At 45.5% G+C, this 569-nt stretch carries 1 protein-coding gene; it reads right to left on the bottom strand.

Annotated features, from left to right (window positions below; genetic code table 11):
- A partial coding sequence (locus AC6UD6_RS06935; RefSeq protein ID WP_500696174.1) for a mucin-binding protein occupies window positions 1-569 on the bottom strand: 569 nt, incomplete at both ends.

Here is a 569-nt window from a genome sequence, read left to right as displayed (position 1 = left end):
GCATCACTTGGGTTGTTGGGATCATTTGGATAAACGATCGGGTTACTGCCCGGAACATCAGGAACTAAGTGACCTAAGGCGTAGTAAACGACCGTTACTTCGGAGTCGTTGGAATCAGCGTTAACCGTTGCTTGTCCAACTGAAGCAGTGTTGGTATAGTAACCATTGATAACTGGCGAGTTAACCCCACTCAAGACGTCACTCTTAGTCGTCCATGCACTGTAAGTTACCTGACCAGTAACTTGATCAAACGTTGCCGTTCTAGTAAAGGTCGTTGATTGAACCACATCATCAGCTAGCTTGTTCCCATTCTTATCAACGTAGTGAATGGTTCTAGTAACGTTCTTAGTGAGATCAGTCTTACTAGTTCCATCAGGATACTTCGGTCCAGTTGGGTTGTTTGGATCCACTGGTTGTCCTGGAGTTCCTGGATTGTCTGGCGTAACTTCCTTAGTCTTGTGTTTGAGCACAACCGTGAAGGTTGGGCCATCAGTATTAAAGGTAAAGCCATCCGCAGGGTATCCGTCGGATACTAATTCATATCCTTGCGCTTCTAACTTAGCGATTTC

Source organism: Fructilactobacillus sp. X8R2C1 (assembly GCF_059900955.1).
The sequence above is the reverse complement of the archived record's forward strand: the minus strand, read 5'-3'. Positions and strand labels throughout refer to the sequence as shown.